Genomic DNA, 21,798 nt, shown 5'->3' on the forward strand with positions numbered 1-21,798 from the left:
GGAGGGGGACTTATATCGGCTTTCCGTTATCTATTGTTTAACACAATGATATCAAAACAGTTACCGGACGATGCGACAGCAGGAAAAGATCGGGAGGTATCAATCCTCATTCGATAATCCCCTTTCTAAAACAGGGTTTTTCCTCATTTGATAAACCTGACGGATAGCTGGTCAATATGCCCCAGGTTTTTTATCATGGTTCTTTCCCGTTTTCCCAGGTCTGCTCGTGCACGAAATATTCACTATGCTGCTGGCGGTTTTTGACCGCGCAGCATTAATGCTGATTTGCCTGTTCTTCCTTATTCGCATTCGCCTGTTTCGCGAGCTGTTGCATAAATCTGCTCACTCGCCGAAAGAACTGCTGGCCGTCACCGCTATCTTTTCGCTCTTTGCGCTGTTCAGCACCTGGTCCGGCGTGCCGGTAGAGGGCTCGCTGGTTAACGTGCGGATTATCGCCGTCATGTCTGGCGGAATTTTGTTTGGTCCGTGGGTAGGTGTCATCACCGGCGTGATTGCCGGAACCCATCGCTACCTGATTGATATCGGCGGCGTCACGGCGGTGCCGTGCTTTATTACCAGCATTATCGCCGGGGTACTATCCGGCTGGATCAGCCGTAAAATCCCGAAAAAGCAGCGCTGGCGCGCCGGGATCCTCGCAGGCATGGTGTGCGAAACGCTGACCATGATCCTGGTTGTCGTCTGGGCTCCCACGACCGCGCTGGGGCTGGATATCGTCTCGAAAATCGGCATCCCTATGATTCTGGGTAGCGTGTGCATCGGTTTTATCGTGCTGCTGGTGCAGAGTGTGGAAGGGGAAAAAGAGGCCAGTGCCGCTCGCCAGGCCAAGCTGGCGCTGGATATCGCCAACAAAACGCTGCCGCTTTTCCGCCACGTTAACGCGGAGTCGTTGCGTCAGGTCTGCGAGATTATTCGCCACGACATTCACGCGGATGCCGTCGCTATCACCAATATTGACCACGTGCTGGCTTACGTCGGCGTTGGCGAGCACAACTACCGCGACAATGATGACACGATAAGCCCGACCACCAGACAAGCGATTAACTACGGTAAAATCATTATTAAAAACAATGATGAAGCCCACCGAACGCCGGAGATCCACTCTATGCTGGTGATCCCGCTTTGGGAGAAAGGCGTGGTGACGGGCACGCTGAAAATTTATTACTGTCACGCGCATCAGATCACCTCAACGCTGCAGGAGATGGCGATAGGTCTGTCGCAGATCATCTCCACGCAGCTTGAGGTCTCCCGGGCGGAACAGTTACGCGAGATGGCAAATAAGGCAGAGCTGCGCGCGCTGCAGAGCAAAATCAATCCCCATTTCCTGTTTAACGCGTTAAACGCCATCTCCTCTTCGATTCGTTTGAATCCGGACACCGCGCGCCAGCTGATTTTCAACCTGTCGCGTTATCTGCGCTACAACATTGAGTTGAGGGATGACGAGCAGATCGACATCAAAAAAGAGCTGTATCAGATTAAAGACTACATCGCGATCGAGCAGGCGCGCTTCGGCGACAAACTGACGGTCATTTACGATATTGATGAAGAGGTCAACTGCGTGATCCCGAGCCTGCTGATCCAGCCGCTGGTCGAAAACGCCATTGTTCACGGTATTCAGCCCTGTAAAGGCAAAGGTGTGGTCACCATTAGCATCACCGAAAGCGGCAACCGGGTGCGTATCGCCGTGCGCGATACCGGCCACGGGATTGACCCAAAAGTCATCGAGCGCGTGGAGTCTAATGAGATGCCGGGGAATAAAATCGGGCTGCTGAATGTGCATCACAGGGTCAAGCTGCTCTACGGCGATGGGCTGCATATTCACCGTCTTGAACCCGGCACTGAAATCGCTTTTTACGTCCCGAATGAACGCTCCCCTGTTCATGCGACGGCATCACTGTTACCTCAGGGTGAGTAATATGAAAGTCATTATCGTTGAAGATGAAATTCTGGCTCAACAGGAGCTCACCTGGCTCATCAAAACCCACAGTCAGATGGAGATTGTGGGTATCTTTGACGATGGGCTGGACGTGCTGAAATTTCTGCAGCATAACCGGGTCGACGCCATTTTTCTGGATATTAATATTCCTTCGCTGGACGGCGTCTTGCTGGCGCAAAACATCAATCAGTTTGCCCACAAGCCGTTTATTGTGTTCGTTACCGCCTGGAAAGAGCATGCCGTTGAGGCCTTCGAACTGGAGGCGTTTGACTATATTCTGAAACCTTACCAGGAGTCGCGGATTGTCAGCATGCTGCAAAAGCTGGAGGCCGCATGGCAGCAACAGAGCGCTCCGGTCACCGCCAGCCCGACGGTACGGGAAAACGACACCATTAATCTGGTCAAGGATGAACGCATCATCGTGACGCCAGTGAATGATATCTACTACGCCGAAGCGCATGAGAAGATGACGTTTGTCTATACGCGGCGGGAATCGTTTGTCATGGCGATGAACATTACCGAATTCTGCGGCAAGCTGCCGTCGGCCCACTTTTTCCGCTGCCACCGTTCGTTCTGCGTGAATTTAAATAAGATCCGCGAGATCGAGCCGTGGTTTAACAACACCTACATTTTGCGTCTGAAGGATCTGGATTTTCAGGTGCCGGTGAGCCGCAGCAAGGTGAAAGAGTTCCGTCAACTGATGCACCTGTAAAACGCCCTCTCCCGGCGGAGAGGGCTCTGTATCAGAGGATTTGCCCGAGAACCTGACGCAGATGGGCACCCGAACCCAGCAGGCCAGGGTTATCATGCACGATAAGATAAACAGGAATATCCTGCACGTAGCTTCTGAAGCGTCCTTTATCTTCAAACCCACCGCGGAAACCTGAAGCTTTAAAGAAGTCGAGGAAGCGTGGCACAATCCCGCCCGCAATATAGACCCCACCAAAGGTGCCCAGCGTTAGCGCCAGGTTGCCGCCGAAACGCCCCATGATGACGCAGAACAGCGACAGAGCACGACGGCAGTCGATGCAGCTGTCCGCCAGCGCGCGTTCGGTGACGTCTTTCGGCTGCAGGTTTTCCGGCAGACGTCCGTCCGATTTCACAATTGCACGGTACAGGTTCACCAGCCCGGGTCCAGACAGGACGCGCTCGGCGGAGACGTGGCCGATCTCAGCGCGTAACTCTTCGAGAATAATGCCCTCTTCTTCGCTGTTTGGCGCAAAGTCTACATGACCGCCCTCACCCGGCAGGCTTACCCAGCGCCGATCAACATGCACCAGATGCGAAACGCCCAGACCCGTACCGGCACCGTAAACCGCAATCGGCTTTCCCTCGACCGGTTCAGCGCCGCCGAACTGGATCAGATGCTCTGGCTTGAGCATCGGGATCGCCATAGACACGGCGGTGAAGTCATTGATGATTTCCAGATGCGCAAAACCGAGGTTCTTTTTCATCTCTGCAATAGAGAATGCCCAGGTATGGTTGGTCATGGCGACCCAGTCGCCAGTTATCGGGCAGGCAATGGCAATGCAGCCATCCTCGACGCTCACCTGATGTTCATCCAGATAGACGCGGACAACGGCCTCAAGGCTGGGATAATCCAGCCCCGAGTAGGTTTTCGCCCGGGAAATTTCACCGCTACTTACATCGCATAATGCGAGGCGCGCGTTCGTGCCGCCCACATCACCTACCAAAGCATACTTTGTCATTCTTCTACTGCTCCGCTAAAGTCAGAATAAATCTTTGGGACACTGTAAATTCAAGGCGTGATAACAACAACGACTGGAAGGTGAATGCCCATGGATTATCGATCTTCGTCACAGAATAACTTTACCGTTTCAGCACCTTTTGCACTATTGCCATAAAGCTGATTGTGCAGAGTAACGTTATACCTTTTGTACAAGGAAATCATCATGCTCCACCCGCGAGCCAGAACCATGCTGTTGCTGGCAATTCCGGCGCTCATCATTGGCGTGGCGTCAAGCCTGGTACTCATTGTCGTGATGAAAGTCGCGTCGGTGCTGCAAGCCCTGCTATGGACGGCGCTTCCGGCGAAACTGGGGATCACCGCTGATTCTTCAGCGTGGATCATTTTGATGCTGACGTTAACCGGTATTGCGGTAGGCCTGGTGATCCGATTCAGTCCCGGCCACGCCGGACCGGACCCGGCGCTGGAGCCGCTGATTGGCGCCCCGGTTCCGCCCTCTGCGCTGCCGGGGTTGATCATCGCGTTAATTGTGGGCCTGGCGGGCGGCGTCAGCCTCGGACCCGAGCATCCCATTATGGCGGTGAATATTGGTCTGGCGGTGTTCCTGGGCTCACGCATTTTACCGCGCGTGGGTGCGCTGGACTGGACGATCCTCGCCTCCGCAGGCACCATCGGGGCGCTTTTCGGCACGCCCGTCGCTGCCGCGCTGATTTTTTCACAGACGCTTACCAGCAACAATGATGTCCCGCTCTGGGACAAACTGTTTGCTCCCCTGATGGCCGCGGCGGCGGGCGCGCTAACAACCAGTCTGTTTTTCCATCCCCACTTCTCCCTCTCTCTGCCCCACTACGGAGAGATGCGAATAGCGGATATTTTCAGCGGTGCCATCGTCGTTGCAATTGCCATCGCGCTGGGGATGGTCGCGGTATGGTGTCTGCCGCGCCTGCACCGGCTGGTGCATAAACTCAAGCATCCGGTGTTGATTCTGGGCACAGGGGGATTGATCCTCGGTATTTTAGGCACCATCGGCGGGACGGTGACGCTGTTTAAAGGCCTGGACGAGATGCAGCAGCTGGCATTCAGTCAGGTATTTAGCGTTTCCGATTATCTGCTGTTTGCCGTCATCAAACTGGCGGCGCTGGTCGTCGCGGCTGCGTGCGGTTTCCGCGGTGGACGCATTTTCCCGGCAGTCTTTGTCGGCGTGGCGCTGGGGCTGATGTTGCACGAACATGTGGATGCGGTTCCGGCGGCAATTACCGTCTCCTGCTCGATTCTGGGTCTGGTTCTGGTGGTGACGCGTGACGCATGGCTGAGCCTGTTTATGGCGGCGGTTGTGGTGCCGGATTCGACGCTGTTCCCGCTGCTCTGCATCGTGATGTTGCCCGCCTGGCTCCTGCTGGCGGGCAAACCGATGATGATGGCCTGGCGAAACGATAAGTAATCAGGCGCTGTTGCGCGCTTCCAGCGCTTTGGTGAGCGCGCTCAGCAGCGGCGGTATGTCGGATTTCGGCAGCATGACCTCGATCAGCGAAAGCCGCTCGTGGTGCGCCACTTTTTCCAGCACATCCACCAGCTCACCTGCCTCACTCACCTGCCAGCACTCGGCCTGAGGCGCGAGACTCAGCGCCTGTGGAAGGTGCGTCCAGTTCCAGAGCGCAATATCGTTATACCGTTGCTCCGGTCCATGGATGGCCCTTTCGACCGTGTACCCTTCGTTGTTCAGCACCAGAATGATCGGACGTTGTTTATCACGCAACATCGACCCGAGCTCCTGAATAGTCAGCTGCGCCGCGCCATCCCCCGTCAGCACTATCACACGCCGGTTCGGGGAAGCCGTTTGTGCGCCAAACGCTGCGGCCAGCGTGTAGCCGATCGACCCCCACAGCGGCTGGACGATAAAATTCACGTCAGCCGGAAGGCGCAGGTCAATGGCGCCGAAGGCCGACGTTCCCTGATCGGCAAGGATGATGTCTCCTGGGCGAATAAACGTTTGCAACGTTTTCCAGAAATTCTCCTGGGTCAGCGCGCCCTGCGGCTGAGGGAAGCTCATTGCGCGATGGGAAGCTGGCGCAGGTTTATCATGCACATGCTGTTTGCACAGTTCCACCAGCGTTTCGATTGCCTGAAGCATCGGGATGCCGGTAAACCAGACGTCACCGACGCGGGCAGCGTGAGGCTGAACTTCTATCGTTTGGGCCGGGGTTAGCTGATGGGTGAAACCGGCGGTGAGGGTATCGGTAAAACGGGTGCCGATGCACAGTACCGTATCCGCCCCTTCAATCGCCTCTTTTACCGGGCCGGCGCTTGCCGAGCCGCTGTATGTGCCGTAAAAACCGGCATGACGTTCGTCGAATATCCCTTTACCCATTAGCATCGTGGCGTGCGCCATCGGCACGTCCTTCACCCACTTCTGTAGCGCATGCTTGTGTCCATGGCGCAGAACAAGGAAATCAGCTAACAGCGCGGTGCGCTTGCTGGTTGCCAGTTTATTTTCCGCAGCATCCCGAAACGCTTTCAGGCAGGCACTGTCGGCATGGGCATGGTGAAGTGTGAGAGCGTTTACAGGAGGCGTGGCGGCTTTTTTTGCCACGTCGGCAGGTAACATCAAATAGCCGGGACGACGCTCCCGGAGCATGGTGGTCAGAACCCGGTCGATTTCATAGCAGGCGTTTTGTTCGGTCAGGATCGCCTGAGCGACGGTAATCGGCTCGCTCATATGATAAAAATGGCGGAACTCCCCATCACCCAGCGTATGGTGCAGCAGTTCCCCTCGTTGCTGTGACGCCGTCCCCGGCGCCCCGACAATATGCAATACCGGAACGTGCTCGGCATAGCTTCCCGCGATGCCATTCATGGCACTTAACTCGCCTACACCGAATGTAGTGAGCAGCGCGGCGAAGCCCTTACAGCGGGCATATCCGTCAGCAGCATACGATGCGTTTAATTCGTTGGCACAGCCCACCCAACAGATGTCGGGGCTATCTATTACATGGTCGAGAAACTGCAGGTTATAGTCGCCCGGCACGCCAAACAGATGATCGGCTCCACAATCAGTAAGACGGTCCAGCAGGTAATCGGCGACGCAGTATGGGGTACGCATGAACAGGTATCCTTCTAATGTTGACCTCACTTTGAGTATTAGAGAAGCGTGATGGCTGTCCAGAATCAGCGGTAAGAAGGGTATGGAAAGAATGCTTTACAAAAAAGGCTGCGCTATGCTGCTTTTTTTCACGTTAATGTAAACGCATACACTGATTTTTCTCATCTGCGCACGAGGTCATAAAATGGGTTATCAGCCGGATAAAAATCGTTACCAGACAATGCAGTATCGTCGCTGCGGTCAAAGCGGGCTCAGGTTGCCCGTCATATCGCTAGGTCTGTGGCATAACTTTGGGGACGCCACGCGTCTCGAAAACAGCCGTCAACTTTTACAGCGCGCCTTCGACCTGGGTATTACGCATTTCGACCTTGCCAATAACTATGGTCCTCCACCGGGGTCGGCCGAGCGTAATTTTGGGAGTATTTTGCAGGAGGATTTTCTGCCCTGGCGCGACGAGCTGATTATCTCCACGAAAGCGGGATATACCATGTGGGACGGCCCCTACGGCGACTGGGGATCGCGCAAATATCTGCTGGCAAGCCTGGATCAAAGCCTGAAACGCATGGGGCTGGAGTATGTCGATATCTTCTATCATCACCGTCCTGACCCGGAAACCCCGCTGACTGAAACCATGAAAGCGCTTGACCATCTGGTGCGCCAGGGAAAAGCGCTGTATGTCGGGTTATCCAACTATCCTGCAGAGCTGGCGCGAAAAGCGATTGATATCCTGAATGACCTTGGCACGCCCTGCCTGATCCACCAGCCGAAATACTCCATGTTTGAACGAGGACCGGAAGGGGGTTTACTGGCCGTGCTACAGGAAAAAGGCGTCGGCTGTATTCCCTTCTCGCCGCTGGCGGGAGGACAGCTCACCAACCGATATCTGAACGGTATTCCCGCAGACTCCCGTGCGGCAAGTGGCAGTCAGTTCCTCAACCCGGATCAGATCACTGAAGAGAAGCTGGAAAAAGTGCGTAAGCTCAATGCCCTGGCGGAAGACCGCGGCCAGAAGCTATCGCAGATGGCGCTGGCCTGGGTGTTGCGCCATGACGACGTGACGTCGGTGCTGATTGGGGCAAGTCAAGCGGCTCAAATTGATGACGCCGTTGGCATGCTGGAAAACCGCCATTTCTCCGCGGAAGAGCTGAACCTTATTGAAGAAATCCTGAGCAGCTCAAAATAAAACCACTTTTAGCAAAAAGTGCTCTGAACCTGGAATTCGGAGTTGAGGCGATGAAACGAGGCTTTACCAACTCGTAATATTGCGTTAACAGGCCCCACAAAGGCCCCGATCGTGAAGGAGAAAGAGTATGTTCAGGTCACTGATTCTTGCAGCGGTATTACTGGCTTCCGCCCCGCTCATCGCCACTGCTGGCGAAATCACCCTGTTGCCATCAGTAAAATTACAAATTGGCGATCGTGACGACTACGGCAGATACTGGGACGGTGGCTACTGGCGCGACCGTGACTACTGGAACCGTCATTATGAATGGCGCGGTGACCGCTGGCGCAGGCACGATAATGGCCTGCATCGCGGCTGGTACAAAAACAATGCCTATGAACGCGGCTACCGCGAAGGCTGGAACGATCGTGACGACCGCCGCGGTGGCTGGGGTCACGGCCCAAAAGGACACGGTGGTCACGGCCACGGTCGTCATTAATGTAAAAAAGGAGCCTTTCGGCTCCTTTCTCTTTTATAACCCCAGCGCTGTGCCAATCAACAGCCATAAATTTAGCGCCACCACTACTACCACAATCGCCCAACCTGTCCGTTTCACCAGCGTCGAGTTAACCAGATCGCCCATCAGGGCTGGATTACTGGTAAAAATCAGCAGAGGAACCAGCGCCAGCGCGATACCAAAACTCAGCAGCACCTGACTCATCACCAGAATTCGCGTGGGATCAAGCCCCATCAGAATTACAACAAATGACGGCAGCATGGTGACGGAACGACGAACCCATAGGGGAATATGGAAGCGCACAAATCCCTGCATCACCACTTGCCCTGCCAGCGTGCCCACCACCGTGGAAGAGAGACCGGCAGCCACCAGGCTCAAACCAAAAATCGTGGCAGCAGCATGGCTCAGTAACGGCTCCAGCGTGAGATACGCCTGGTCGAGATCGGCAATACCGGTATGACCGTTAAAGTGAAAAGCGGCGGCTGCGGTGGCCATCATCGCCAGGTTCACAAAACCCGCGATGGTCATGGCAATCGCCACATCCCATTTGGTTGCCGAATAACGTTCTTTACGCGTCCCACCGTGAAGATGCTGGGTCAGCGAAGAGTGCAGATAAATGACATGCGGCATAATGGTCGCCCCAAGCACCCCGGCAGCCAGGAACACGGCTTCCGACGTTGGCAGGCTGGGGATCACCATGCCTTTACCAAGCTGTACCAAATTTGGCTGGGAGAATATCAGCTCGACAATATAGGCCGCCGCGACAAACAGCAGCAGACCACCAATCACCTTTTCAAGCGGCTTTTGCCCCCGACGCTGTAACATCAGGATCAGGAAAGTGGCAATCCCGGTCAGGACCGCCCCTTGCAATAGCGATACGCCCAGAATCAGCTTAAAGCCGATCGCCGCACCGATAAATTCAGCGAGATCGGTTGCCATGGCGATGATTTCAGCCTGCACCCAGTAGAGCCAGACGGCCGGACGTGGGTAGTGGTCGCGGATCTGTTCTGCCAGGTTTTTGCCCGTAGCAATCCCCAGTTTTGCTGAGAGCATTTGAATCAGCATCGCCATCAGGTTCGCCCAGACGACCACCCACAACAACTTATAGCCGAAGCTGGCCCCGGCCTGAATATTGGTCGCAAAATTACCCGGATCGATATAGCCGATGGCAGCAATGAACGCAGGTCCCATTAATGCGAACCGCAGCTTGCGCGCCGCTCTGCCACTGCTACCCTCTACGCGACTGTTAGTCATTATCTGCCTCTGGAAATATAGCCTTTGCTATGTTTAATGCTATCAAAATGAGAATGATTATCAAGATCACTTAAGTGGTTTAACATGATTTCTCTGATAGCTAAGAACGATAGATGGGCAGGTGGTGCGACTTCACAGAATGTGAAAATGCGCAGTCATTTGTGAAGCGTAGCACACAAACTTAACTTTTCACTCATTTACCTAACATAACGAAAATGTATTGTGGATCACTATTTTTGAGACTCGTCACAGGATGTAACTATAGTGTGTCCTTGATCTCGTTTTCTTTTCGCTTGTTGCATAGAATGTGCACGAAAATTAAACCTGCCTCATATTTGGAGCAAATATGGACCGCGTCCTTCATTTTGTCCTGGCACTTGTTGTCGTTACTGCACTCGCATTGCTGGTCAGCACAGACCGCAAAAAAATTCGTATTCGTTATGTTGTCCAGTTGCTGGTCATTGAAGTTTTACTTGCGTGGTTCTTCCTGAACTCCAACGTAGGTCTCGGCTTCGTAAAAGGCTTCTCCGAAATGTTCGAAAAACTGCTCGGATTCGCCAACGAAGGGACCAACTTTGTCTTCGGTAAAATGAACGACGAAGGTCTGGCGTTCTTCTTCCTGAAGGTGCTGTGCCCAATCGTCTTCATCTCCGCGCTCATCGGTATTCTGCAGCACATCCGTGTTCTGCCGTTCGTGATTCGTGGAATTGGTTTCCTGTTATCCAAAGTCAACGGCATGGGCAAGCTGGAGTCTTTCAACGCCGTCAGTTCCCTGATCCTCGGTCAGTCTGAGAACTTCATCGCGTATAAAGATATTCTCGGCAAAATGTCGCGTAACCGCATGTACACCATGGCGGCAACCGCAATGTCTACCGTTTCCATGTCTATCGTGGGCGCGTATATGACCATGCTGGAGCCAAAATATGTTGTCGCTGCGCTGGTTCTGAACATGTTCAGCACCTTTATCGTGCTGTCGCTGATCAACCCATACCGCGTTGACGCCAGCGAAGAGAACATCCAGATGTCCAACCTGCACGAAGGCCAGAGCTTCTTCGAAATGCTGGGCGAGTACATTCTGGCCGGTTTCAAAGTGGCGGTTATCGTTGCCGCCATGCTGATCGGCTTCATTGCGCTGATCTCTGCGCTGAACGCCCTGTTCGCCGCGGTGCTGGGTATCTCCTTCCAGGGTATTCTGGGCTACATCTTCTATCCTGTTGCCTGGGTGATGGGTGTTCCGGCTCACGAAGCGCTGCAGGTGGGCAGTATCATGGCAACCAAACTGGTTTCTAACGAATTCGTTGCGATGATGGATCTGCAGAAAATTGCCAGCACGCTTTCTCCGCGCGCGGAAGGCATCCTGTCCGTGTTCCTGGTCTCCTTCGCGAACTTCTCGTCCATCGGTATTATCGCCGGGGCGATTAAAGGCCTGAACGAAGAACAGGGTAACGTGGTTTCACGCTTTGGCCTGAAACTGGTGTATGGCTCCACTCTGGTGAGCGTTCTGTCCGCGTCCATCGCAGCGCTGGTCCTGTAACGTTTACTGCAAAACAAAAAACCGGGAGCAAGCTCCCGGTTTTTTTATGCCCGAATTTCTTCCAGCGGTTTGGGTTTACCTATCAGGTAGCCCTGCAGGTAATCCACGCCGAAGCGAAGCAACATCTCCCGCTGTGCGGGTGTTTCGACATACTCCGCCACCACACATAGCGATTTCGTCTTCGCCAGATTACACATCGACTGGACGATCATCGCATCCATGTCATCAGTACAAATGTCTTTAACAAAGCAGCCGTCAATTTTGATGATATCCGCCTGCAGACGTCTGAGACGCTCGTAGTTGGCGTACCCCGTACCAAAATCATCAATAGCAATCCGGAATCCACAATCCCGCAGTTGCTGAATATTATTGATGCTGCAACCTGAATTGGAGAAAGCCTGCTCTTCGGTGATCTCAATGACCACGGTTTGAGGGGCAACGCCGTATCGTTCAAACAGCGCACAAATCTCGGTCGCCACCTCTTTTTGCATCAGCGTGAGCGGCATCAGATTGACGGAGAAACGGGCCCCAGGCTGCGTCGCAGGATGATCTCGCAGCCACAGCAGTAATTTTTCCATAACGCACATATCAAACCGGTGGCTAAGGTTGAACTGGGCAATCAGCGGAATAAAGCGATCAGGGGTGATGATTTCGCCCTCGCTCTCCATACGCGTCAGAATTTCGTAGTAACCGCTACCGTCTGCCTTCTGGATCGGTTGCGCGTATAAATGGAACTGACCCGCCTCCAGGGCATGCTTAATCCGCGCTAACATCAGGACGCGCTCTGTTGTTTGTCCTGATGCAGCCTCCAGGCTATTCGTCAGCGCAAGTACGTTCTGTCCTGCACAAGATTGCTCAGCCAGCCAGCTTAGTTGCCCCAGCGTGTGATGCAATTTTTCACCGTTTTCGACCATCCCCCAGGAGGCACCAAACTCAATATCCAGCCCGGTGTTGTTCCAGAAAATTTTCCGGCTGTTCAACCGATCAACCATATGCTGGAGACGCTCAGCAATTTCCGGCCCCAGCAAGACCACCACCAGCTCGCTTCCGGGCAACTGGAAGAGCATCTCGTCCTTTTGCAGAAGGGGCTGCAGCGACGAGGCGATCGTGCGTTTGCAGTGGACCCGCATCAGGATCCCGTAATGGCGGCTTAAAAATTCCAGGTTATCCATGCGCAGAATGCACACTTTGGCATCCTGGTGAATCTCAAGATACTCCTCCAGCGCACGGATATTGGGCAAACCGGTCAGCGGATCGGTCAGCGCTCTGCCCTGCCATCCCCGCTTCAGCCACTCGCTACGCTGGTAAATCCGCGACATGTAAAGCAAGCAGATGGCAAACGAGATCAGCACGGACAGGATAAAGGAAAGTGAATGGCCTGACTCCACACCATTCAGGAAGTTATAGTTGTAGGTCAACAGCAGAAGCGCTGAAGCAGCCCAAAGCAGAGAGATAAGTGCATAGGTCAGGCGGCTTATCGCTAAGGTAAAGAGAATAAAAATCAGCGGCATTAAATAGCCCGCTATAACAGGGGATTCAAAAGGGCCACATAAAACAGCGAGAATGAAGCCTAGAAGCATGAGCCAGACAAATATAAACAATGAATTCTTATGGAAAAAAATGGGCTTCACGCTTCGTCGCCAGAAGGTAATGGCATAACGAGGATTAATTATCATTCTTAACGGGTAATAGAACATCATGGTAAAAATCAGCGCCGCGCCTATCAGACTTTGAATATCCACGACGTTATAAATTACCGTCCCTTCACCGAAGAAGGTGGAGATAGTTACCGGGAAATCAAACAAATAGCCCGCTAAATACATCGACATTTTAATGCCGAGTGGCACAATAAAACCGAGCCAGAATATCCGTAATCCAATGTGCTTGTTAGGAATGCAGTAGCGCCAGCGCCTGCCCAGCATGAGGCGCAACAAGCCGCACGCCGCGAACAACGCAAAGGTCTGACAAAACAGCAATACTGAATATTGTAGCGGTGCTAAATTAATATAGAATAAATTAGTGACAGTAAAACCTAACAGAATGGGAAGAATTGCCCGACGACCAAATAACAGAATTACCGCCAGCATAACGCTCAGGGGTAACCACGCTAAATAAACGTCGTGACCATTCACAATCGCGCGCGGGGAGAGATAACGGGAGAAAGGAACCGCGATCAGGCATATCGCCAGGGCAATTATAAATATCTTTACATTATTGTGCGTTTTTCTATTCATTAAGCTGATGCGATTATTATCCGTTCATATCATTGACCGGATGGATAATAGGTTTATTAATTGTGCGAATCAAGTTGAAGTCTATTTATGGACAGGTTTATTGATTTCGATTGAGGTCAGGTACAGGAATACCTTCTTTTTGATAACAAAATGCGGTGGTGAACGTTACAAACAGATAAAAAAAACCCTCGTCTTTTGACGAGGGTTTAAAATTTTGGTGGAGCTAAGCGGGATCGAACCGCTGACCTCTTGCATGCCATGCAAGCGCTCTCCCAGCTGAGCTATAGCCCCACATGTGACTTTACTGACCGCACTCTGTTGGGTTCAGAGTTTGGTGGAGCTAAGCGGGATCGAACCGCTGACCTCTTGCATGCCATGCAAGCGCTCTCCCAGCTGAGCTATAGCCCCATCGTAAAGCTGTCATGTTGACGGGCGGCATAATATGAATTCCGCCGCGGAGTGTCAACGGCAAATTCATTGACCGTGATTCAATCGCCGAAAATTCATGCAAATGAATCACTTTGCGAGCCTGCTCGCAGTCATGAGTTAAGCCTGTCACGTTTTCACGTTAAACGGTGCTATAAAATGAGCCGTTAATTAACCCCACGAATATTCAGGAAATTGTATGATCAAGGAACGAATGACGCCGGAAGAGTTAGCCCTGCTCACCGGCTATAGCCGACAGACCATCAATAAATGGGTACGCAAAGAGGGTTGGATAACGTCACCAAAACCAGGCGTCCAGGGGGGCAAAGCACGCCTGGTACATGTGAATGAAAAGGTGCGTGACTTTATCCGCAGCGCGCGACGGGCAACGGAGACATCCGCAATGCCTGACGGCATCAGCAATGAGCGTTCGCTTCATACCCTCCTCCTGACGCTGGCAAATGAAATGACGCCAGAAGAGCAGAAGCAGATGACATCACTGTTACTGCGGGAAGGGATTACCGGTTTGTTACAACGCCTGGGAATTCGCGACCAGAATTAATATGAAAAGATTACGTAGCAAAATGACCACGGAAGAGCTGGCGGAGAGTTTAGGCGTTGCCAGGCAAACGGTGAATCGCTGGATACGCCAGCAGGGATGGGAGACCGAAGGTCTCAATGGTGTGAAAGGCGGTCGGGCGAGGCTCATACACGTCGATGCGCGCGTGAAGGAACATATCATGCGCCTCCCGGCTATCCGAAACCGTCAGGCAGTGTACCACCTGGCAGAGACAACAGCGCCATACATTGTCCCCTCCTCTACTCTGCGACCGGATATCATTGCGACGCTGGAAAACCTGACGCCGTCTGAACAGGAACGTCTGGATGCATTCCTGAAGCGCGAAGGGTTACGCGGCTTTCTTACCCGTCTGAATCTGGCTGAATATACGGCATAAAAAAACGGCAGGTCACCCTGCCGTTCTGCCAGACTAAAATGTGATTACTGCTGGTTTTCACGTGCCGCAATAAAGTCCAGCGCTTTGTTAATACGCGCCACGCTGCGTGATTTACCAATTGCATGCACGGTCACATCCAGTGCCGGGGACTGGCCCGCACCGGTCACCGCAACACGCAGCGGCATACCGACTTTACCCATACCAACTTCCAGCTCGTCCGCCGTCGCCTGAATAGCGTGATGCACGTTCTCTGCGGTCCAGTCAGCGATCGCAGTCAGCTTGTCTCGCACCACTTCCAGCGGCTGACGCGCAACCGGGCGGAGGTGTTTCTTCGCCGCATCCGCGTCAAACTCATCAAATTCTTCATAGAAGTAGCGGCAGCTTTCAGCCATTTCTTTCAGCGTTTTGCAGCGCTCGCCGAGCAGTTTCACCAGGTCCGCCAGTTCAGGGCCTGTACGGGTATCAATATTTGCCTGCTCAATGTGCCACTGCAGGTAAGTCGCCACGTATTCTGGCGGCATGGTATTGATGTAATGATGGTTCAGCCACTGCAGCTTATCGGTATTAAATGCGCTCGCTGATTTGCTCACTGAGCTCAGAGAAAAGAGTTCGATCATCTCTTCGCGGCTGAAGATCTCCTGGTCGCCGTGGGCCCAGCCCAGACGCACCAGATAGTTCAGCAGCGCTTCCGGCAAATAACCGTCATCGCGATACTGCATAACGCTGACAGCGCCGTGACGTTTAGACAGTTTTTTCCCGTCGTCGCCGTTGATCATGGAAACGTGTGCATAGACAGGCACAGGGGCATTCAGCGCTTTCAGAATGTTGATCTGGCGCGGCGTGTTGTTGATATGGTCTTCACCACGGACAACGTGGGTAATTTCCATATCCCAGTCGTCAACCACAACGCAGAAGTTATAGGTTGGAGAACCATCTGTACGGCGGATGATCAGATCGTCCAGCTCCTGGTTGCTGAATTCGATCGGGCCACGGATCTGGTCGTCAAAGATCACCGAGCCATCCTGCGGGTTAGCAAAACGCACCACGCACGGTTCATCAGCAGCATGCTCGCTATGGTCATGGCGGCAGCGGCCGTCATAACGCGGCTTTTCACCGTTTGCCATCTGCTCTTCACGCAGCGCATCCAGACGCTCTTTGGAGCAGTAGCATTTATACGCCGTGCCCGCGACCAGCATCTCATCAATAACTGCGTTATAGCGGTCAAAACGTTTGGTCTGGAAATACGGGCCTTCATCCCACTCCAGGTTCAGCCAGTTCATCCCATCCATAATGGCTTCAATTGCTTCCGGCGTGGAGCGCTCAAGATCGGTGTCTTCAATACGCAGCACGAACTCACCTTTGTTGTGGCGTGCAAAAAGCCAGGAATAGAGAGCAGTACGAGCACCACCGACGTGCAGATAGCCTGTCGGGCTCGGCGCGAAGCGAGTTTTGATTTTCATGAAATGGCCTTACGTTATAAAGATGCCGGCAATCGGCAAATCCCGGGGAAAAAACAATGGGCAATATTCTATCACTGTGGGGGGATTCCTCAATGTTCATCCCTTTATCATGAGCGAGTTTGCTGTTTTTGTTTAGAAATCATGCGCCACCGCCCGTTTTGCGATCGTTTTGTTTAATTTTACGACGAACGAATAAAAACTTTAGAAAATGCGTTGACTCATTTTCAACTCTCCCTATAATGCGACTCCACACAGCGGGGGTGATTAGCTCAGTTGGTAGAGCATCTCCTTTACACGGAGGGGGTCGGCGGTTCGAGCCCGTCATCACCCACCATCTACTTCGGTAGACTCGCAGTGTAGATAAGTGTTGAGATTGGGCGATTAGCTCAGTTGGTAGAGCATCTCCTTTACACGGAGGGGGTCGGCGGTTCGAGCCCGTCATCGCCCACCATTCTCATCTTATCGCAGCAATTCCGAAATGGGCGATTAGCTCAGTTGGTAGAGCATCTCCTTTACACGGAGGGGGTCGGCGGTTCGAGCCCGTCATCGCCCACCATTTCGGGTCGTTAGCTCAGTTGGTAGAGCAGTTGACTTTTAATCAATTGGTCGCAGGTTCGAATCCTGCACGACCCACCAATGCAAAAAAGCGCCCTAAAGGCGCTTTTTTGCTATCTGCGATATGGATGATTCGAACCTGCAGCAGGTTCGAGCCGAACGCAGTGAGGCACCGGAGCCGTTTATGGCGACGGCCCGAAGGGCGAGCGAAGCGAGTCATCCTGCACGACCCACCAATGTAAAAAAGCGCCCTAAAGGCGCTTTTTTGCTATCTGCGCATCTGCAGTTTGTCTACTTTCCTGCCGTCAACGTCTCAATCAACGTCTTCACCGCCGGCGTCACCTGTTTCTCGTTATACACGACATACAAATCTGCCGGAATACGCTCTTTCAGCGGGCGAAACACCACGCCCGGCCACTGCATTTGCGCGTAACTGTCGGCAGCGAGCGTAATCCCCATCCCCATGCTTATCATCGCCAGTACCGTTTGTGGCTCTACGGCTTCGCGTACAATCATCGGTGAAAAACCGGCCTGCTGGCAGACGCGATGTAAAAATGCCCAGTCAGAATGTGCTGACGGCATCGTGACGAAATACTCGTCCTGTAAATCAGCAAGCGCAACGCAGGGTTCCCTGACCAGCCGGTGATCTTCCGGCATCGCCACAAGAAACGCCGCCTCGCGCAACCGCACGCTGGTAAACCCCGCGGTGGGTTCCGTTGCCATTCGCCAGATCCCAATATCCAGCTCCTGACGCTCAAGCAGCGCCATCTGCATGACCGGCGACTTTTCGCGAAAAACGACATCAACATTCGGATGTTCTTTCAAAAAAGTGCGCATAACCGTGCGCACCTCACTCCACATGGCGGTACCGACAATACCCAGCTCAATACGCCCTGCCTCACCCCGGCCAATTTGTTCGACGCGCGCCAGAGCCTGATTTGCGCTGGCAAGCAGCCGACGAGACTCTTCCATCAGCACTTTACCCGCATGCGTCAACGCGACGCTTCGCGAGTGGCGAATAAACAGTAACGTGCCCAGCTGGCTTTCCAGCTCTTTAATGTGCAGGCTTAATGGCGGCTGGGACATATTGAGACGGGCCGCAGCCCGTCCAAAATGCAGTTCCTCCGCCACGGCCAGAAAATAGCGCAGCAGCTTGAGGTCGGTTCGATAGACGCGTTCCATCAAAACATATCCTGGCGATAACACTTAAGCGCCTACCTTAAAGCCTTTCACCGCAGAGAGGGGAAATTTAGTGCGCAACTGTGCGCATCTCGCTGTTTTTACTGGCGTGGTGGTAGTTAAAGCTGAAATAAAACACTACGGCCAGTACCAGGGCATAGGCTGCAAACACCAGCCAGATCGTCTGCCAGTCTTTCACCCCATCCACCGAGAAATAATCAACTGCCATACCGCTCAATACCGATCCGAAATAAGCCCCAATACCGTTAACCGTCGTCATAAACAGCCCCTGTGCGCTGGCGCGAATATCGGTGCTGACCTCCTGTTCGACAAACACTGAGCCGGAAATATTGAAGAAGTCGAATGCACAGCCATAGACAATCATGGAAAGCATGAGCAGCACAAAGCCCGTTGCGGAGGGGTCGCCAAAGGCAAACAGACCAAACCGGAGCATCCAGGCCACCATGCTCATCAGCATCACGGCTTTAATACCAAACCGTCCGAGGAAGTACGGAATGGTCAGAATGAAGAACACCTCTGACATTTGCGAAACGGAGAGCAAAATGGACGGGTACCTGACGATAAAGCTATCTGCATACGCCGGATTACGGGCAAAATCATGCAGGAAGGGGCTACCGAAGGTATTGGTGATCTGCAGCACAGCACCCAGCAGCATCGCGAACAAAAAGAACACCGCCATGCGAGGCTGTTTAAAAAGAACAAAGGCATTAAGGCCCAGCTTGCTGGCCAGAGACTGGGACGTTTTCTGCTTTGCCACGGGAATGGCCGGCAACGTCAAAGAATAGAGCGCCAGCAGCAGAGACGCGCCAGCTGCAATATAAAGCTGCACGTTGCTTAGCTCCGCCCCCATCAGGCTTATGGCCCACATTGCCGCAATAAAGCCCACGGTGCCATACACCCGCACGCGCGGAAAATGGCTTACCGTCTCCAGACCCGCCTGCTCAAGACAGGAATAGGAGATCGTATTCGACAGCGCAATGGTGGGCATAAAGGCCATCGCATTGACCAGCATGACCCAGAACATCAGGCCGGGCTCATTCACCTGCGCGGCGTAACAGAGTGCGGCGGCACAGACGAGGTGGCAAATGACGTAGGCGCGGTCTGCCCGTAGCCATTTGTCGGCAATGATTCCCACCAGCGAAGGCATAACGATCGCGGCAAGGCCTTTGGAGCTGTAGACCATGCCCACGTCGGAGCCGGTAAAGTGTAGGGTGTTGATCATGTAAGCACCGAGGGTAACCAGCCAACTCCCCCAGATAAAATATTGCATAAAGGACATCATCTTTAAGCGAGTCGTGATGTTCATAGCCCATTCCTTATAGCAGTGTGGCCCTGACGGGCCACTTTATTGTTTTACTCAGGCAATATGGCGGAGAAAACCGCAGATAAGATTGATGAAGTTCTGGCGTGAGAGCTCAGCCGCCGCGAGCGTCTGCTCATGCGACAGCTTTACCTCGCCCAAACCTTCGGCGAGGTTGGTAATTGCAGAAACGGCTACAACCTTCAGGCCACAGTGGCGTGCGGAAATCACTTCCGGCACCACGGACATGCCGACCACATCGCCGCCGATAATTTGCATCATGCGGATCTCTGCCGCCGTCTCGAAGTTCGGGCCCGGATAAGAGACAAATACCCCTTCATGCAGCGGGAAACCCTCTTTCGCCGCCACGGTTTGCAGCATCGCACGGTAATCCGCGTCGTAAGCATTGGCCAGGGAGAAGAAACGGTCGCCAAAGCGCTCATCGTTCAGCCCCACCATCGGCGTGCCAGGCATGGTATTGATATGGTCGCTCAGGGCAACCAGGCTCCCCGGCAGAACTTCCGGGCGCAATGAGCCTGCCGCATTGGTGCTAAACAGCAACTCACATCCCAGCAGTTTGAACGTGCGGATCGCATCGGTCATGATGGTCATCCCGCGCCCCTCATAGAAGTGCCCTCGCCCTTTCATACAGGCAACAGGCACCCCGGCAAGATGCCCCAGCACCAGCTCGCCTGCGTGGCCGTGGACGGTGCTCACCGGGAAGCCCGGCAGTTTTTCATAGCTCAGGGAAACGGCATCATCAATCTGGTCGGCGAGCGCGCCAAGGCCAGAGCCGAGAATAAACGCCACGCGAGGCGTGAAGTCAGGCTTAGCCGCACGGATAATATCGGCGCAGTACCACGGGTTATTTGAGAGGGTCATAGAGGCTCCTTGAGAATGAAGATCGCGATAGCATGGATCGCATGACCCTAGTCTTATATCCGGAGCCTGCGGGTGACCTCCAATACACTTTCCCGACACCATCAATACTGTTTTTGTATCAATGTAACGCCCTGCCAGATATGGCTGTTTTGCTCAAGCTAATCCCGTCAGTGCCGATACCTCTGTTTTATAACGCGAGGAAAAAGTATGACGACCATTCAGGCTTCAGCCCCACCCATTCAAACCAGCGGCGGCGGGAGTGGGGCTTCCGGCGGGAACGATATTGCTGCGCAAATCAGCCGTATTCTCGACAAAATCCAACAGCTGACTCAGCAGTTAAAAGAGCTGGCGGACAGTTCCGGCAGTGCAGATGAAAAGAAAAAGCAGCAGGAGCTCATTCAGACCCAAATCACCGTGCTACAGGCGCAGCTCGCCGCGCTGCAGCACCAGCAGGCTGAAGAGGAGCAAAAGAAACAGGAGCAAGCGCCGGGTAAAGTGGAAGGGGTGAATAGCCCGACAGACGATCATCAGATCGATATCTATATTTAATCGTCGGATGCGTTAAACAGTGGGTCGCGTATGCGGGCCTCGGTTAATCGCTGTGCCTGGATACGCACCACTTCCCATATAGCCTGCGCCGCCCCCGAGAGGGAACGATTTTTGCGCCGTACTAACATCAGTTTTCGCTCGACAACAGGCGTTAAACGCTTCACGGCCAGTCGGCTCCCCTGCGGCAGGGGGAGCGCCAGAGCGGGCAACACGCTGATCCCAATTCCGGCTTCCACCATGGGAAACAGCGTGGCCGGATGCCCAATTTCCTGCACGATGGTGGCCTTTACGCCCTGATTAACCAGCGCGGAATCGATCAGCGGACGGCTGCCGGAGGCATAATCCTGCAAAACCAGGTTCGCGCCCTGCAGGGACTGCCAGTTGACCGCCGGCAAGGTTGCCAGCGGATCGTCATCCCGGCAGAGCAGTAAAAAAGGCTCAGAAAGCACGCTTTCGCACGCCAGGTCGCTCACCTGGCCGGGGTCGATCACAATACCAAAATCCACATCTCCCTGACGGATGCTTTCCAGCACCCACTGCTGCGGCCGGTCATGCAACACAAAATCAATGTCCGGATAGCGGTGGTTTCCCTCCGCGATACACTGCGGGATAAGGTGTGCCGATATTGTCTGGCTGGCTGCGACCCGCACGGTGCCCGAAAGCTGCTGCCCCAGCCTTCCCACGTCTCTGAGCGTGCTGTTCAGTTCATCCAGCAGACGTTCGAGGCGCTGGGCCAGCTGCTGCCCTGCTTCGGTCAGCACCACTTCGCGTGTGGTACGGTCAAGCAACCGCACGCCGGTCTGATTTTCCAGCTCTTTCACGCTGTGGCTGACGGCTGACTGGCTGAGGCCAATCATCTCTCCTGCCCGGCTGAAGCTACGGGCATGGGCGACGGTGACAAAAATACGAAGCTGGCGTAAGGAGTAATTCATCTGTTTAATTCATGAATGAATGCAATAAATCAATTTTATTTCTCAAATGGAAAAAAGCACAATAGCGACATCTGT

Annotated in this window: 18 protein-coding genes, 6 tRNA genes and 1 other RNA gene; 14 read left to right on the top strand and 11 right to left on the bottom strand. The window is 53.6% G+C overall.

What is annotated here, in order from left to right; genetic code table 11:
* The first annotated feature begins 226 nt into the window (after positions 1-226).
* Entirely contained in the window at positions 227-1,933 is a 1,707-nt protein-coding gene (locus tag ABFI50_RS02860; RefSeq protein WP_050861905.1) for a sensor histidine kinase, read from the top strand.
* 1 nt (position 1,934) lies between these two features.
* Positions 1,935-2,666 (top strand): LytTR family DNA-binding domain-containing protein, encoded by a 732-nt coding sequence (locus ABFI50_RS02865; RefSeq protein WP_045269731.1) that lies wholly within the window; start codon positions 1,935-1,937, stop codon positions 2,664-2,666.
* Between the two features lie 31 nt (positions 2,667-2,697).
* Here ABFI50_RS02865 and glk read toward each other — a convergent pair whose 3' ends face one another.
* Positions 2,698-3,663 carry a glucokinase gene (gene glk, locus ABFI50_RS02870; protein WP_014884719.1) on the bottom strand — a complete coding sequence of 322 codons (966 nt, stop codon included), beginning with the start codon at positions 3,661-3,663 and terminating at the stop codon, positions 2,698-2,700.
* A 204-nt stretch (positions 3,664-3,867) separates the two neighbouring features.
* On the opposite strand from glk, the gene ABFI50_RS02875 reads away from it, so the two are divergent.
* Positions 3,868-5,103 (top strand): ion channel protein, encoded by a 1,236-nt coding sequence (locus ABFI50_RS02875; RefSeq protein ID WP_014884720.1) that lies wholly within the window; start codon positions 3,868-3,870, stop codon positions 5,101-5,103.
* Here ABFI50_RS02875 and ipdC read toward each other — a convergent pair whose 3' ends face one another.
* Positions 5,104-6,762, bottom strand: coding sequence for an indolepyruvate decarboxylase (ipdC, locus tag ABFI50_RS02880; RefSeq protein WP_282374504.1), 1,659 nt, complete (start codon positions 6,760-6,762; stop codon positions 5,104-5,106).
* 184 nt (positions 6,763-6,946) lie between these two features.
* Here ipdC and mgrA point away from each other — a divergent pair, with 184 nt between their 5' ends.
* Both mgrA and ABFI50_RS02890 read left to right on the top strand, forming a co-directional pair.
* A complete protein-coding gene (gene mgrA / locus ABFI50_RS02885; RefSeq protein ID WP_071921988.1) occupies positions 6,947-7,945 on the top strand; it encodes an L-glyceraldehyde 3-phosphate reductase in 999 nt (332 codons plus the stop codon).
* 127 nt (positions 7,946-8,072) lie between these two features.
* A complete protein-coding gene (locus ABFI50_RS02890) occupies positions 8,073-8,423 on the top strand; it encodes a DUF2502 domain-containing protein (protein ID WP_014884723.1) in 351 nt (116 codons plus the stop codon).
* Positions 8,424-8,456: 33 nt separating this feature from the next.
* Here the strand turns inward: ABFI50_RS02890 and ABFI50_RS02895 are convergent, their stop codons facing one another.
* The gene (locus ABFI50_RS02895) at positions 8,457-9,695 is read right to left on the bottom strand and encodes an Nramp family divalent metal transporter (RefSeq protein ID WP_014884724.1); all 1,239 of its coding nucleotides are present in this window, start codon (positions 9,693-9,695) and stop codon (positions 8,457-8,459) included.
* Positions 9,696-10,041: 346 nt separating this feature from the next.
* On the opposite strand from ABFI50_RS02895, the gene ABFI50_RS02900 reads away from it, so the two are divergent.
* On the top strand, positions 10,042-11,229 hold the full coding sequence (locus tag ABFI50_RS02900; protein ID WP_014884725.1) for a NupC/NupG family nucleoside CNT transporter: 1,188 nt from the start codon (positions 10,042-10,044) through the stop codon (positions 11,227-11,229).
* A gap of 44 nt (positions 11,230-11,273) precedes the next feature.
* Here ABFI50_RS02900 and ABFI50_RS02905 read toward each other — a convergent pair whose 3' ends face one another.
* From ABFI50_RS02905 to ABFI50_RS02915, 3 genes are all read right to left on the bottom strand, one after another.
* Positions 11,274-13,463, bottom strand: coding sequence for an EAL domain-containing protein (locus ABFI50_RS02905; protein ID WP_071921987.1), 2,190 nt, complete (start codon positions 13,461-13,463; stop codon positions 11,274-11,276).
* A 215-nt stretch (positions 13,464-13,678) separates the two neighbouring features.
* A tRNA-Ala gene (locus ABFI50_RS02910) sits at positions 13,679-13,754 on the bottom strand.
* Positions 13,755-13,795: 41 nt separating this feature from the next.
* Positions 13,796-13,871: transfer RNA gene (locus ABFI50_RS02915), tRNA-Ala, on the bottom strand.
* Positions 13,872-14,088: 217 nt separating this feature from the next.
* On the opposite strand from ABFI50_RS02915, the gene ABFI50_RS02920 reads away from it, so the two are divergent.
* Together ABFI50_RS02920 and ABFI50_RS02925 are read left to right on the top strand one after the other, a co-directional pair.
* Positions 14,089-14,451, top strand: a complete 363-nt coding sequence (locus ABFI50_RS02920) for a YfeC-like transcriptional regulator (protein WP_014884727.1) — start codon at positions 14,089-14,091, stop codon at positions 14,449-14,451.
* A gap of 1 nt (position 14,452) precedes the next feature.
* Positions 14,453-14,845 (top strand): YfeC-like transcriptional regulator, encoded by a 393-nt coding sequence (locus ABFI50_RS02925; protein WP_032629138.1) that lies wholly within the window; start codon positions 14,453-14,455, stop codon positions 14,843-14,845.
* Between the two features lie 44 nt (positions 14,846-14,889).
* Here ABFI50_RS02925 and gltX read toward each other — a convergent pair whose 3' ends face one another.
* On the bottom strand, positions 14,890-16,305 hold the full coding sequence (gene gltX / locus ABFI50_RS02930; protein WP_023331032.1) for a glutamate--tRNA ligase: 1,416 nt from the start codon (positions 16,303-16,305) through the stop codon (positions 14,890-14,892).
* A gap of 258 nt (positions 16,306-16,563) precedes the next feature.
* Between gltX and ABFI50_RS02935 the strand changes: the two genes are divergently transcribed.
* The 5 genes from ABFI50_RS02935 to ABFI50_RS02955 all read left to right on the top strand — a co-directional run bounded on the left by ABFI50_RS02935 (position 16,564) and on the right by ABFI50_RS02955 (position 17,096).
* Positions 16,564-16,639 (top strand) — tRNA-Val (locus tag ABFI50_RS02935).
* A 41-nt stretch (positions 16,640-16,680) separates the two neighbouring features.
* Positions 16,681-16,756 (top strand) — tRNA-Val (locus tag ABFI50_RS02940).
* Positions 16,757-16,785: 29 nt separating this feature from the next.
* Positions 16,786-16,861 (top strand) — tRNA-Val (locus ABFI50_RS02945).
* A gap of 4 nt (positions 16,862-16,865) precedes the next feature.
* Positions 16,866-16,941: transfer RNA gene (locus ABFI50_RS02950), tRNA-Lys, on the top strand.
* Between the two features lie 29 nt (positions 16,942-16,970).
* Positions 16,971-17,096: non-coding RNA, RtT sRNA (locus tag ABFI50_RS02955), on the top strand.
* A 55-nt stretch (positions 17,097-17,151) separates the two neighbouring features.
* On the opposite strand, the gene ABFI50_RS02960 is transcribed toward ABFI50_RS02955, so the two are convergent.
* From ABFI50_RS02960 to xapA, 3 genes are all read right to left on the bottom strand, one after another.
* Positions 17,152-18,042 carry a LysR family transcriptional regulator gene (locus ABFI50_RS02960; RefSeq protein WP_063943762.1) on the bottom strand — a complete coding sequence of 297 codons (891 nt, stop codon included), beginning with the start codon at positions 18,040-18,042 and terminating at the stop codon, positions 17,152-17,154.
* A 67-nt stretch (positions 18,043-18,109) separates the two neighbouring features.
* Positions 18,110-19,366, bottom strand: coding sequence for a nucleoside permease (locus tag ABFI50_RS02965; RefSeq protein ID WP_023331034.1), 1,257 nt, complete (start codon positions 19,364-19,366; stop codon positions 18,110-18,112).
* Positions 19,367-19,417: 51 nt separating this feature from the next.
* Positions 19,418-20,242 (bottom strand): xanthosine phosphorylase, encoded by an 825-nt coding sequence (xapA, locus tag ABFI50_RS02970; protein WP_014884731.1) that lies wholly within the window; start codon positions 20,240-20,242, stop codon positions 19,418-19,420.
* Between the two features lie 207 nt (positions 20,243-20,449).
* Here xapA and ABFI50_RS02975 point away from each other — a divergent pair, with 207 nt between their 5' ends.
* Positions 20,450-20,791, top strand: coding sequence for a FlxA-like family protein (locus ABFI50_RS02975; protein WP_014884732.1), 342 nt, complete (start codon positions 20,450-20,452; stop codon positions 20,789-20,791).
* Here the strand turns inward: ABFI50_RS02975 and ABFI50_RS02980 are convergent.
* A complete protein-coding gene (locus ABFI50_RS02980; protein WP_014884733.1) occupies positions 20,788-21,723 on the bottom strand; it encodes a LysR family transcriptional regulator in 936 nt (311 codons plus the stop codon). The two genes, ABFI50_RS02975 and ABFI50_RS02980, sit on opposite strands and share 4 nt — an antisense overlap.
* Positions 21,724-21,798 lie beyond the last annotated feature (75 nt).

This window comes from Enterobacter sp. HNDS-6 (genome assembly GCF_039850505.1).
GTDB classification, from domain to species: domain Bacteria; phylum Pseudomonadota; class Gammaproteobacteria; order Enterobacterales; family Enterobacteriaceae; genus Enterobacter; species Enterobacter kobei.

What these genes read in the sequence shown, in the direction of transcription:
- ABFI50_RS02975 (WP_014884732.1), top strand. Translation starts at nt 20,450, where the DNA reads ATGACGACCATTCAGGCTTCAGCCCCACCCATTCAAACCAGCGGCGGC.
- glk (WP_014884719.1), bottom strand. Translation starts at nt 3,663, where the DNA reads ATGACAAAGTATGCTTTGGTAGGTGATGTGGGCGGCACGAACGCGCGC.
- ABFI50_RS02925 (WP_032629138.1), top strand. Translation starts at nt 14,453, where the DNA reads ATGAAAAGATTACGTAGCAAAATGACCACGGAAGAGCTGGCGGAGAGT.
- ABFI50_RS02965 (WP_023331034.1), bottom strand. Translation starts at nt 19,366, where the DNA reads ATGAACATCACGACTCGCTTAAAGATGATGTCCTTTATGCAATATTTT.
- ABFI50_RS02905 (WP_071921987.1), bottom strand. Translation starts at nt 13,463, where the DNA reads ATGAATAGAAAAACGCACAATAATGTAAAGATATTTATAATTGCCCTG.
- ABFI50_RS02980 (WP_014884733.1), bottom strand. Translation starts at nt 21,723, where the DNA reads ATGAATTACTCCTTACGCCAGCTTCGTATTTTTGTCACCGTCGCCCAT.
- xapA (WP_014884731.1), bottom strand. Translation starts at nt 20,242, where the DNA reads ATGACCCTCTCAAATAACCCGTGGTACTGCGCCGATATTATCCGTGCG.
- ABFI50_RS02865 (WP_045269731.1), top strand. Translation starts at nt 1,935, where the DNA reads ATGAAAGTCATTATCGTTGAAGATGAAATTCTGGCTCAACAGGAGCTC.
- ipdC (WP_282374504.1), bottom strand. Translation starts at nt 6,762, where the DNA reads ATGCGTACCCCATACTGCGTCGCCGATTACCTGCTGGACCGTCTTACT.
- ABFI50_RS02895 (WP_014884724.1), bottom strand. Translation starts at nt 9,695, where the DNA reads ATGACTAACAGTCGCGTAGAGGGTAGCAGTGGCAGAGCGGCGCGCAAG.
- ABFI50_RS02920 (WP_014884727.1), top strand. Translation starts at nt 14,089, where the DNA reads ATGATCAAGGAACGAATGACGCCGGAAGAGTTAGCCCTGCTCACCGGC.
- ABFI50_RS02900 (WP_014884725.1), top strand. Translation starts at nt 10,042, where the DNA reads ATGGACCGCGTCCTTCATTTTGTCCTGGCACTTGTTGTCGTTACTGCA.
- gltX (WP_023331032.1), bottom strand. Translation starts at nt 16,305, where the DNA reads ATGAAAATCAAAACTCGCTTCGCGCCGAGCCCGACAGGCTATCTGCAC.
- mgrA (WP_071921988.1), top strand. Translation starts at nt 6,947, where the DNA reads ATGGGTTATCAGCCGGATAAAAATCGTTACCAGACAATGCAGTATCGT.
- ABFI50_RS02890 (WP_014884723.1), top strand. Translation starts at nt 8,073, where the DNA reads ATGTTCAGGTCACTGATTCTTGCAGCGGTATTACTGGCTTCCGCCCCG.
- ABFI50_RS02875 (WP_014884720.1), top strand. Translation starts at nt 3,868, where the DNA reads ATGCTCCACCCGCGAGCCAGAACCATGCTGTTGCTGGCAATTCCGGCG.
- ABFI50_RS02960 (WP_063943762.1), bottom strand. Translation starts at nt 18,042, where the DNA reads ATGGAACGCGTCTATCGAACCGACCTCAAGCTGCTGCGCTATTTTCTG.